This is a genomic window from Globicatella sanguinis NBRC 15551 (assembly GCF_001552295.1).
Taxonomy (GTDB): domain Bacteria; phylum Bacillota; class Bacilli; order Lactobacillales; family Aerococcaceae; genus Globicatella; species Globicatella sanguinis.
In genome coordinates this window covers 1-11,144 of sequence record NZ_BCQX01000075.1, presented here as the reverse complement: position 1 = coordinate 11,144, position 11,144 = coordinate 1, and the positions used below count along the sequence as shown (strand labels likewise).

General features: G+C 34.9%; 13 protein-coding genes and 1 riboswitch. Of the genes, 2 read left to right on the top strand and 11 right to left on the bottom strand.

Annotated elements, in window-relative coordinates; translation table 11 throughout:
* Positions 1-13: 13 nt before the first annotated feature.
* From GSA01S_RS11210 to GSA01S_RS07090, 11 genes are all read right to left on the bottom strand, one after another.
* Positions 14-307 carry a PfkB family carbohydrate kinase gene (locus GSA01S_RS11210; RefSeq protein WP_066126173.1) on the bottom strand — a complete coding sequence of 98 codons (294 nt, stop codon included), beginning with the start codon at positions 305-307 and terminating at the stop codon, positions 14-16.
* 29 nt (positions 308-336) lie between these two features.
* Positions 337-678, bottom strand: a complete 342-nt coding sequence (locus tag GSA01S_RS11205) for a PfkB family carbohydrate kinase (protein ID WP_066126171.1) — start codon at positions 676-678, stop codon at positions 337-339.
* A gap of 203 nt (positions 679-881) precedes the next feature.
* Positions 882-1,040, bottom strand: coding sequence for a hypothetical protein (locus tag GSA01S_RS10780; RefSeq protein ID WP_157064794.1), 159 nt, complete (start codon positions 1,038-1,040; stop codon positions 882-884).
* Between the two features lie 177 nt (positions 1,041-1,217).
* Positions 1,218-2,696, bottom strand: a complete 1,479-nt coding sequence (gene guaB, locus GSA01S_RS07125) for an IMP dehydrogenase (RefSeq protein ID WP_066126169.1) — start codon at positions 2,694-2,696, stop codon at positions 1,218-1,220.
* 412 nt (positions 2,697-3,108) lie between these two features.
* Positions 3,109-3,966: a DUF1129 domain-containing protein gene (locus GSA01S_RS07120; RefSeq protein ID WP_066126167.1), complete on the bottom strand. Its 858-nt coding sequence runs from the start codon at positions 3,964-3,966 to the stop codon at positions 3,109-3,111.
* A gap of 14 nt (positions 3,967-3,980) precedes the next feature.
* Entirely contained in the window at positions 3,981-5,081 is a 1,101-nt protein-coding gene (gene ychF / locus GSA01S_RS07115; RefSeq protein WP_066126165.1) for a redox-regulated ATPase YchF, read from the bottom strand.
* Between the two features lie 15 nt (positions 5,082-5,096).
* Positions 5,097-5,306, bottom strand: a complete 210-nt coding sequence (locus GSA01S_RS07110; protein ID WP_066126163.1) for a DUF951 domain-containing protein — start codon at positions 5,304-5,306, stop codon at positions 5,097-5,099.
* A 9-nt stretch (positions 5,307-5,315) separates the two neighbouring features.
* Positions 5,316-6,200, bottom strand: coding sequence for a ParB/RepB/Spo0J family partition protein (locus GSA01S_RS07105; RefSeq protein ID WP_066126162.1), 885 nt, complete (start codon positions 6,198-6,200; stop codon positions 5,316-5,318).
* Positions 6,193-6,954 (bottom strand): ParA family protein, encoded by a 762-nt coding sequence (locus GSA01S_RS07100; RefSeq protein ID WP_066126161.1) that lies wholly within the window; start codon positions 6,952-6,954, stop codon positions 6,193-6,195. Before GSA01S_RS07100 ends, GSA01S_RS07105 begins: the two co-directional genes overlap by 8 nt.
* Positions 6,955-6,969: 15 nt before the next feature.
* On the bottom strand, positions 6,970-7,689 hold the full coding sequence (gene rsmG, locus GSA01S_RS07095; RefSeq protein ID WP_066126159.1) for a 16S rRNA (guanine(527)-N(7))-methyltransferase RsmG: 720 nt from the start codon (positions 7,687-7,689) through the stop codon (positions 6,970-6,972).
* 299 nt (positions 7,690-7,988) lie between these two features.
* Positions 7,989-8,741, bottom strand: coding sequence for an NADPH-dependent oxidoreductase (locus tag GSA01S_RS07090; RefSeq protein ID WP_066126157.1), 753 nt, complete (start codon positions 8,739-8,741; stop codon positions 7,989-7,991).
* A 120-nt stretch (positions 8,742-8,861) separates the two neighbouring features.
* Positions 8,862-8,953: riboswitch (THF riboswitch) on the top strand.
* 34 nt (positions 8,954-8,987) lie between these two features.
* On the opposite strand from GSA01S_RS07090, the gene GSA01S_RS07085 reads away from it, so the two are divergent.
* Together GSA01S_RS07085 and GSA01S_RS07080 are read left to right on the top strand one after the other, a co-directional pair.
* Positions 8,988-9,527: a folate family ECF transporter S component gene (locus GSA01S_RS07085; protein WP_066126155.1), complete on the top strand. Its 540-nt coding sequence runs from the start codon at positions 8,988-8,990 to the stop codon at positions 9,525-9,527.
* A 476-nt stretch (positions 9,528-10,003) separates the two neighbouring features.
* On the top strand, positions 10,004-11,113 hold the full coding sequence (locus tag GSA01S_RS07080) for an NAD(P)/FAD-dependent oxidoreductase (protein WP_066126154.1): 1,110 nt from the start codon (positions 10,004-10,006) through the stop codon (positions 11,111-11,113).
* Positions 11,114-11,144 lie beyond the last annotated feature (31 nt).

Here is an 11,144-nt window from a genome sequence, read left to right as displayed (position 1 = left end):
CTATCCAAGTATTTTAACGAATAATATTGCCTCCACTAGTTTTCATAAATTGTTCAACTTGATCAGTTGTAAACCAATTAGCATCTCCAAAAATAGTATGTTTTAGAACAGACGAAGCCATTGCAAATTCTACCAAAGATTGGGGGTCTCTATGTTTTATTATTCCATCAATAATTCCGGCAGCGTAAGCATCACCAGCGCCTACCCTGTCTACTACGTATTGAATCTGGTGTTTTTTTGAATGAAAAACTCTTTTCGTCTCAGAATCATAATAAAAGCCTGTCAACTGGTAAGCATTAGGTGTCATTGAAATACGATTTGTCCCAAAAATAGCTTCTACATTTGGATATTTTGAGCTATTTGATCCAAAAACTTTTCTGAATTTGACTCATCTTCTATTTCAATATCCATAAAATGTTTCGCATCTAATTTATTCGCAGATAAAACATCTACATATAGTAGCACTTTTACAAATGCCTGTTTTGCTTCTTCTTGACTCCATAACCCACTACGATAATTCATATCAAATACAACTTTAATTCCTTTAGATTTAGCAAATTTTATTAATTCTAATAAATATTCATGCCAAAATTCACTTAGTCCCAGAGTTATTCCTGTCGTATGAAAAATATTGATTCCATCAAATAGACTCTCCAAATCCCATTCTCGTTCCTTCATATTAGCAATTTCAGAAAAAGCTCAATCATAAACAACGGTACTAGCTCTTAAATCTGAACCAACCTCAACATAATAACTTCCTAACCTACCACTACCTTTGGAAATAATATATTGAGTATCGACACCTACCGCATTTAATTCATAATAAATATTTTGAGCTAATTCATTAGCGGGTACTTTAGTAGCATATCGAACCTTATTTCCTACATTGCTAAATTGTGAGCAACATTCGCCTCTGCTCCACCAAAAACAACTCGTAATTCTGATAAGTGTCGCAGGCGTTCATTGGGGGTTGTGGAAAGTCTTAGTAAAGATTCGCCCAGAGTTAACACTTTGACCATTGCTTCATCACTCCTAATCATCTTTTTAATCCCATTCATTTCTTTTTGGGAATGTATCTCTTTATAAATAATATACGAATTAAGTATACTTAATTGTAAACGCTCTTTCAAGATAACATAGAGAAAAAAGAGTGGATTGGGAGAAAAAACAAATTTTACTCTTTTCCACTCTTAATAAAATATTATTAATCTTCTCTTTTATTGTCTTGAATAATTTGGTGCTTCTTTTGTGATGCTAACATCATGTGGATGAGATTCAATTAATCCAGCGCCACTCATACGTATAAATTGAGCTTCTTCACGTAATTCACGTAAATTAGCCGAACCAGTATAACCCATTCCGGAACGTAAACCACCTATCATTTGGAAGACAATATCGGCTACGCTACCTTTATAAGCCACTCGCCCTTCAATTCCTTCTGGAACTAATTTGTTTGCTTCGTTTGTCGATTGGAAATAACGATCACTTGAACCTTTTTCCATCGCAGCTAAGCTACCCATACCACGATACGTTTTAAAACGACGACCTTGATAAATTTCAAATTCTCCTGGAGATTCATCAGTACCTGCTAACATACTACCTAACATGACCGCATGACCACCCGCTGCAATTGCTTTTACGATGTCACCAGAATATTTAATGCCACCATCAGCAATTATCGCTTTATTATATTCTTTTGCTGCTGATGCACATTCATAAATAGCAGTTAATTGAGGAACGCCAACACCTGCTACGACACGTGTGGTACAAATTGAACCTGGTCCAATTCCTACTTTAACAATATCAACGCCTACTTCAAATAATTCTCTCGTTGCTTCAGCGGTTGCGACATTGCCGGCAATAATCGTAACATCTGGAAATGCTTGACGGATTTCTTTAATCTTACGAATGACCCCTGCACTATGACCATGAGCTGTATCAATAACTAATGCATCGACTTGTTGTTTAATAAGGGCTTCTGCTCTTTCAAAGGTATCACTTGTAATTCCTACAGCAGCCGCTACTAATAATCGTCCATGTTGATCTTTCGCAGCGTTCGGAAATTCAATTACTTTTTCAATATCTTTAATAGTAATTAGTCCAGATAATTTCCCTTGATCATCTACTAATGGTAGTTTTTCAATACGATGTTCATATAATATTTTCTCTGCGGATTCTAAAGATGTTCCAATTGGTGCGGTCACTAAATTGTCTTTCGTCATATAATCTCCAATTGGTAAATCATAATCTTCAATAAACTTCATATCACGATTGGTAATAATACCCACTAACAATTTATCTTCCATCGATTTGACAATTGGAACCCCACTGATGCGATATTGTGACATTAAATTTTCTGCTTCCGCTAGTGAATGACTGGGTGTTAAGTAAAATGGATCTAAAATAACGCCATTTTCCGAACGTTTAACTTTACGTACTTCATGTGCTTGATCGCTAATGGACATGTTTTTATGGATAACACCTAAACCACCCTGACGTGCCATCGCAATTGCCATTTTTGAGTCGGTCACAGTATCCATACTTGCACTAATAATCGGAATATTTAGCTTTAAATTAGGAGCTAGCTCCACCTTTAAATCGACATCATTTGGTAATACTTCGCTTTTTGCTGGTACTAATAAGACATCATCAAATGTATAACCTTCTCTAGTAAATTTTGTTTCCCAATTGGACATTTTATACCTCCTCGAGTTTATTGTATTATAGACTATCACTCACGGATAATTTTTTCAAGACTTTTTTATCAAATAAACGAAATTTAATTTAATTTTAATGATTATCTTTCGATTTTTCAAAAAAATTGTCCATTTTATATTGAACATCGTTATAACATATTTTCTTAGCAAATACTTTCGATAGTAGCCCAGAAGTAGAAAATTAAATTATTTCCGCTTCGTTTGTCCTCCCCAACATAGTCGAGAGTGATCAGGAAGTAAAAAGGATTCATCGCATGTTTGGATGTCCTTTTCATTCAAGCAAATTTATAGGAAACATCCATATTTTATACTTCTCACCCTCTTCATATAAATAACAAGATGAGACCAAGCAAAAATTCTGTTTCTGCTTAGTCTCATCATTCATGCGTCTTTAGAATACGCCACCTTTAATATTCAATACTTTTTTAATGTAAAATCGCGCTATCATAGTAACGGCACCTATTATTAATAAGGCAACAGGCGGTAAAATAGGATTAATGATACTTGGCGCAAAAGCTGTTACTAAACTGACTGCAGCCACCCAACTAATCATTGCTAAAGTTGACATTCCAAAATATTTAAAATATCCTTTTTCTCCCTTAGGTGCATCAGGTTTTGGTAAATTTCTTGCTATTAATAACATTGCAAACCCAGCTACAATATAATTCACAATTAAAGTTAATAAGCCAATTCCAGTAATACTTGGAGTTTTAGAAGTCATCAATGATAAACCGGTCATTAAGGTATAAATTGATCCTAATAATAAGGCACCGTCAAGCCCAATTTTCCAAGGTTCAGATGGTGTATTATCATCAACTTTTTCAGTTGGAAAATGTTGTTGCTTAATAATTTCAACACATTCGGTTGGCGTTCCATACAAATGTTTCGCAGTTTGTCCGGTTTTTTGGCCTTGAATTAAAGTATCTGCAATTTCATTAATAACTGCTTTAAAAGTAGTTCCTTCCTTATCGATACTTTCCAATTGTTTTTCAACAGATAATAAATATTGTTGATTTTTCTTAGTTATCTGATTAAATGTAGCTAAGTTTATCCCCGGAATAATTGATGATTGATTTTCATTGTTATCTGCTAATTGTTCTTTATAATCTGATGATAACTCACCATTTTGTTGAGCTTCTTCCATTGCTCCTGCTGGCTCTAACTCTGCCTGGGAGGTGCTTTCAGTAATTGCTTCTGCTACATTTTCTTTCATTTCAGATTCTGAATTTTGATTTAATTTTTCTGTCATCGATTCTTCCTCCATTATACGTTAAAGCGGAAAAGCATAATATCGCCATCTTGGACTACATATTCTTTACCTTCCGAACGATATTTACCTGCTTCACGTGCTTTTGCGACACTTTGATATGACATTAAATCATCGTAAGATAATGTTTCTGCACGGATAAATCCACGTTCAAAATCAGAATGAATAATGCCTGCTGCTTGTGGGGCTTTCATTCCTACTTTAAAAGTCCAGGCTCTTACTTCTTGCTCACCTGCTGTAAAATAGGTTGCTAATCCTAATAAACTGTAGGCTTTTTTAATTAGACGATCTAAACCAGATTCCGTCATACCATAATCTTCTAAGAAAATTTGTTTTTCTTCATCATCTAGCTCGGCAATTTCTTCTTCTAATCGTGCACAAACAGGTACAACTTCAGCGTCTTGAGTTTTAGCTAATGCCACTACTTGTGCTAAATATGGATTACCAGTAGGGTCAGCTACTTCATCTTCACCAATATTTGCGACATATAACATCTTTTTGCGAGTCAATAAAAAGAGGTTATGGACATATGGTAATTGTTCATCATAAAATTCAACGGTATTAGCCAATTGATTGTTTTCCAATGCCTCTTTTAATTTTTCTAAAACTTCCATTTCCGCTACGGCATCTTTATCTTTTGTTTTAGCAATTTTAGCTACTCGAGCCATTCGCTTTTCAACAGTATCTAAGTCAGCAAAAATTAATTCTAAATTAATGGTTTCAATATCGGAAATCGGATCAACTTTTCCAGATACATGTGTAATATTGCCATCATCAAAACAACGAACTACTTGACAGATAGCATCTACTTGACGGATATGACTTAAAAATTTATTACCTAAGCCTTCGCCCTTACTTGCTCCTTTAACAATTCCGGCAATATCTGTAAATTCAAATGTTGTCGGAACGGTTTTCTTAGGGCGTACTAATTTAGTAATATCGTTCAAACGATGATCAGGCACTTCTACCATCCCCACATTAGGTTCAATTGTAGCAAAGGGGTAATTTGCAGCTTCTACTCCCGCCTTTGTAATTGCATTAAATAAGGTTGATTTACCGACGTTTGGTAATCCAACGATTCCAGCTGTTAAAGCCATTCTTTCACTCTCTTTCTATTCACTCACTTGTTCTTCATGTTTTTGAAGAATCTTTTTCATTTTTTTCTCAAAATCTCGTCGTGTCATCGTAACAATATGCCCACAATGTTCACATTTGATACGAATATCCATGCCCATACGAATTATTTGCCAACGATTCGTTTGACAAGCATGTGGTTTGCGCATTTCAACGATATCTAGTTTATCATATACTTTATTTTCCATTCAATGCTCCTATAAATGAATATTTAATAAATCTAAAATTCTGATTAAATCGGACTGAGATAAAAATTCAATTTCTATTTTACCACGGTCCCCTTTTTGATGCACAGTAGCTGAAGTCCCAAAATATTCTTGCATTCTTTCTTCTACTGCTAAAATATGTGTTGGCTTACTTGCTGGCTTGTTTTTCTCATCTTTTTTTTGAGGTTCATCTTTTTTTTCATTTAAACTTTGAACCAATTCTTCTAATTGTCTCACCGTTAACTGATCTTTTACTACTTTTTCTGCAATAGCTACCACTTTACTCTTATCCTTTAAAGCGAGTAATGTTCTAGCTTGTCCCATTGAAAGTGAATTATCATTTAACAATTTTTTGACTGTTTCTGGTAGTGCTAATAGACGTAAATAATTGGCTATATAGGGACGACTTTTACCCATTCTTTCTGCAACTTCAGCTTGGGTTAATTTCAATTTTTCCATTAATACATTATATGCTTCTGCTTCTTCCATTGGACTGAGGTCTTCACGTTGTAAGTTTTCCAAAACAGCAATTTCAATCATTTGTTCTTCATCAATTTGACGAACAATGGCAGGGATTGTCTCTTTACCAGCTAATTGGCTAGCACGAACTCTTCGTTCACCTGCAATCAATTCATAGCCTTTAATAGTTGAACGACGTACTATAATCGGTTGAAAAACACCAGACTGTTTGATTGAGTCTGCTAATTCTTGTAAAGCTTTCTCATCAAAATTTTTACGAGGTTGATAAGGATTGCTTCGAATATCGGAAACTTTTAATTCAACTACTACTTCATTATCATTAGGTGTTTCTTCAAAAGTTGAAAACAAGGCATCCATTCCACGGCCTAACCCGCCTTTTTTAGCTTTATTAGCCATTTGCTAAAACCTCCTTTGCTAATTCAGTATACATCTCTGCTCCTCTTGAACGTGGATCATAGTCAATGATTGATTGTCCATAAGAGGGTGCTTCTGATAAACGAATATTTCTTGAAATAATGGTATTATATACTTTTTCTTGGAAATATTTTTTGACTTCTTCAACCACTTCATACCCTAGATTTGTGCGCGCATCTAACATTGTCAGTAAAACACCTTCAATACGAAAATCGGGATTATAACTGCGTTGCACTAAACGAATCGTATTGAGTAACTGGCTTAAGCCTTCTAATGCATAATATTCAGCTTGTACAGGTATTAATATCGTATCACTTGCTGTAAAGGCATTGATCGATAATTGACCAAGGGAAGGCGGGCAATCTACCAATATATAATCATATTGATCACGAAGTGGTTCGACCGCATTTTTTAATCTTGATTCACGGTTGGGAACACTCGCGAGTTCTAATTCTGCTGCTGCTAATTGAATGGTTGAAGGCACTATATACAGTCCTGCTCTAGAGGTTGGAAGAACACATGATTCCATTGGGATTTCATCGACTAATATCTCGTAAAGACTATTAATAACATCTGCTCGCTCTACTCCTAACCCACTGGTAGCATTTCCTTGGGAGTCTGAGTCAATAATCAAAACTTTTTTCCCTAATGCAGCTAAAGCTGCTCCTAAGTTTACGGTAGTAGTTGTCTTACCAACGCCACCTTTTTGATTACCCACTGCAATCATTTTTCCCATTATGTATTTCCTCCTTTATTTAATTGGTTGTTTCAATGGTTTTCCTGGTTTTCTTGGATATTTCCTCGGCGTCTCCAAGGTTTTTCTTATTTTAATAAAGGTTCTTTCACTCTCTTCAAAAGGCAAAAGATCCTCTACAACTGTTTCTAATTTAGCACCTAAAACAGCAATGGCTTTTTGAGCTTCTTGTAATTCAGTATCCGATTTGGCCGCTTTTAATGCAATAAAATAGCCACCTTTTTTTACTAATGGTAAACAAAATTCTGATAGAACATTCAATGAAGCGACCGCTCTAGCTGTTGCGATATCAAATTGTCCTCTAAAATCAGGATTTTGACCAAAATCTTCGGCTCTACCATGTAAAGTTTTAACGTTTTCTAAACCGAGTTGTTCGGTTAGGATTTTTAAAAAATTAATTCTTTTGTTCAAAGAATCAATAATCGTAATGTCGAGCTCAGGCTTAATAATTTTCAACGGTATACTTGGAAAACCAGCGCCTGCTCCGACATCTACTAGCTTAATTTGATAATCTGCTAATGGCATTTCCCAAAGTACCATAATACTATCAAAAAAATGTTTGAGGTAGACCTCTTCTTTTTCGGTAATCGCTGTTAAATTAATTTTTTCATTCCACTCAACTAATAATTGATAATATGTTTCAAATTGGTCAATTTGAGTAGGTGTTAATTCAATCCCTTTGTCCTTTAGCATCGCGATAAATAATTCTTGGTTCATCAAAATAACCCCTCTCTTTTCGTGAAACATTTTATGTTCCACACCATTATAACTTTAACTGAAATCAAGATGAATATCAACCTCTTTATTTTATCTATATTCATTTTATCTTTAACAGTCTCTTTATTTGAAAGACAGCTTCACTCTATCTTAAAATATCGATAATTTAAACTACAAAAATAAAGAGTCAACCATCAGTGTTCTTGTCCACATAGGAGTGCGATTTAATGATTTAAATAAAAAAATAGAGAGTCAGCAATCTTCAAAATCCTTACTAACTCTCTCATTTTGTAATTTTTCTACTCAAGGTTCAATTGATATCCTTGTCTTTGAACAACACGTAATAATTCCGCTCTTAATTTTGGTGCGGATTGATATTTGGCTACCACTTGATTGGTAAAACTATCTACTCTGCGATTTTTATCACGAGTATCGTAATATTCTTGCATCTGTTGATCATAAGCCGCTAAATCAACTACTATATCATCTGGTTTTGGATACTCATTTTCACCTAATTTTAGCTTAAGATTCATTCTAGGTTTTAATTGTGGTTCATCATCTGGATAACCAAAACCAAGTCCTAATAGAGGAAAAGTTAATTCTGGTAAATTAAATAAATTAACTACTGCTTGCGCATCGTTTAAAATACTTCCAAAGTAAACAGCCCCCATTCCCAATGCTTCAATGGCATTGGTAGCATTTTGGGCTGCTAAATAACTATCGGCTGCTCCTTGAAAGAAAAAGTCCATCGAACGATAACTTTCTCCTTGATATCCTTTGGCTTTGGCAATAGTAGCATTACGATAGTTATCAATTACAAAAATAAATAATTCTGGTACTTTTGTAATATAGGCTTGTTTAGTGATTTCAGCTAGCTTAGATCGCTTTTCTTGATCAGTTACTCGAATAATTGAAAAAGCTTGTAATGCATTACTACTAGCGGTTTGATTGATCACTTCTAAAATAGTATTCAATTGTTCTGGCGCTACTTGCTTATCTTTAAAAAAACGAATTGTCCGATGATTTAATTGCTTTTTAATCATTTCATTCATATTCTTCACCTCATAAAATGAGTGTAAACTCTCGCATGTTGAACTGTCAACTACAAGCCTCCTCTATACTTATAATGTTTTTAATGGTATATTACTTATATCAGTCATCAAAAATACTATAACAGAGTAGAGAAATTGCGTTAAGTGCTATCAGATGGAATGTTGCTGTTAGACGAAGAGTATGCTCGCGGTAATTTCTCGCATTCGCTGCTTAATTGTAGCTCTCTGTCTCAAAGGAGAGTTTTTATGGAAAAAATATTTAACAATAAGCGACATCAATTGTCTGCTTTTCAAATTTCACTCTTAGGAATTATTTTAGGCTTAAGAATTGCATTGGGATTTTTACCATCAGTGAAAATTGAACCTTTTGTTCAATTTGGTTTTGGTTTCATTGGTGCTGGTTTATCAGGAATTCTATTTGGTCCATGGTACGCACTTATTATTGGGATTTTCAACGATATTATTGGTGCCCTCTTGACCGGCCAGAACTTCTTTTTTGGTTACACACTTAGTGCAGCCTTAGGAGGTTTCATTTATGGTTATGGTTTTTGGCGTCAAAAGATTACTTTAAAACGAGTCTTTTTAGTAGTGCTTGTTATTACTTTATTCGTAAATTTAGGTCTCGGTTCTTTATGGGTTCGAATGATGACTGGAAAAGCTTGGGAAGTATTCATGGGAATGCGTATTATAAAAAATACTATTTCTTTATTTTTAAACACTGCCATCCTTTATTCCCTATTTAACCATCCGATTATTAAAAAATATATTCAACAATATCAATTTTAACAACCTATCTGATGACTGATTATTAACATTCAAAAATTTAGGAGGGAATAGGCAATATGTAGAAAATTAGCTGATTTTCACTGCGTCTGTTCACCCCACATATTGAGTGGTCTCAAACTGTGTCTTAATGACTTGGTTGAGGCCATTTAACTTTTGTGCTATCAATTAAATCGTTCAAACTAAACGATTTTTTAAGTTTTGTTCTAGCCTCCTCATTTCTATCTCTTTAGGATTTCGGACTCTTTAAAAATGGGTTTCGTTTTGGGAGTGGACAAGAAGTAGAAAACCAAATGATTGTCCTTCGTCTGCCCACCCCCGCATATTGAGTGGTCTCAAACTGTGTCTTAATAACTTGATTGAGGCCATTTAACCACTTCGCGATAAACTAAATGACTTAGATCCAAAAACTTTTAAGTTTTTACTTTGTCTTTATGATAAAATAAATCTAACTATTAATAAAGGAAGAAGGCAAAATAATGAAACAAATCGCCATTGTTGGTGGTGGTATTGTTGGATCTACCGCTGCATATTACTTAACGAGGTCTGGTTACCATGTCACGCTCTTCGATGAAGGGACAGGTCAAGCTACCAAAGCAGCTGCCGGAATTATCTGTCCATGGTTTAGTCAAAGACGCAATAAACCTTGGTATCATCTTGTGTCAAAAGGTGCTGAATTTTATCGTCAACTTATAGCGGATTTATCCAGTGATTCATTTGATGTTGCTAACATTTTTGAAGAACAAGGAACGTTACTCATTCGCAAATCAGAAAAAGCCTTGAATCGTGACCAGAAAGCTGCGAAAGAAAAAAGAAAAGACTCTCCAGCTATTCAAGAAGTTAAGACTGTCTGGAATGATAATCTAAAAGATTACTGTCCCCTATTGGAAACAAATTTAAATGCTACGTTTGTGACAGGTGGCGCCCGTGTAGATGGACTTGGTTTAATCAACACCTTACATGCCGCTATTCAAAAATTAGGTGGGACGATCTACTATGAAACAGCTCAATTAAGATCACCCGATACACTCTCCTCACCTTCTTTAGGACAAAAACAATTTCAAGCAATCTTATTAGCAGCAGGAGCGTGGTTACCCAATTTATTAAATCCTTTAGGATACACAGTCGATATTCGACCTCAAAAAGGACAGCTCTATACGATTCAAAATAATCAATGGCAAAATAACCAATGGCCTGTTATTATGCCCCCAGGAAAAATAGATATTATCCCTAATAAAAAAGGGGAAATTGTACTCGGTGCTACTCACGAGGATGATCAAGGTTTTGACCTGACCGTTGATGCTTCAAAATTAAAAGAATTAACAGCTGAAGCTAAATTATGGATACCTAGTATTGATCAGTATCAGATTAAATCCACACGTGTAGGAACACGTGCTTATACGTCTGATTATTCCGTTTTAGTAGGACAAGTACCCGAAACCCATACTTTATGGGCCATTTCTGGACTCGGCTCATCTGGTCTCACTAGTGGTCCTTATTTAGGATATCAATGGAGTCAGTTGATAATGAATGGACAATGGGATATCAATCCCAATGACTACCCTATTGAAAAATATATTACAAAGTAAATTTATAATCTTTATTAATAAGGATTGGCAC